Annotated in this window: 1 protein-coding gene; it reads left to right on the forward strand. The window is 72.5% G+C overall.

Features of this window, described 5'->3' with window-relative positions; translation table 11 throughout:
- Positions 1–136 precede the first annotated feature (136 nt).
- Positions 137–393: hypothetical protein (locus tag IMZ11_RS44635; protein ID WP_228649865.1), on the forward strand; the 257-nt coding region annotated here is incomplete at its 3' end.

The following is a 393-nucleotide window of genomic DNA, read 5'->3' on the forward strand; positions in this document are numbered from 1 at the left end:
GTGTGCGCTCATGCTGCGCCGTGCCTGGCCTCTCTGGGGACAATGTGCGCTCATGCTGGGTCGTGCCCCGCCCCTCTCGGGACGATGCGCGCCCATCCCATGTCGGTCCCGCCCCGGCTCCGGGGAAGGTCGGTTCATGGGGGGACGTGGCCTGGTCATCCCGGGCCACGCCAAGCTCTTCGCGTACGGCGTGCACGCCCGGCACTCCGCCGGGCCGAGGAGCACCATCGCTCGCTGGCTCGCCGGGACATGCGGATTCAGCCGCGTCTGGTGCGGCGCACGGGTCCTCGGCAGTGGCGGCCTCGGACGCGGCGACAGCGGTAAAACCTGGCGTGGTTGCTACCGCCGTGGTGGTGGCGCTCTCGGGGGTCGGGTCCGTCGCCGCAGATCCGG

The sequence above is a fragment of the Microtetraspora sp. AC03309 genome (assembly GCF_020826795.1).
In the GTDB taxonomy this organism is placed as follows: domain Bacteria; phylum Actinomycetota; class Actinomycetes; order Streptosporangiales; family Streptosporangiaceae; genus Microtetraspora; species Microtetraspora glauca.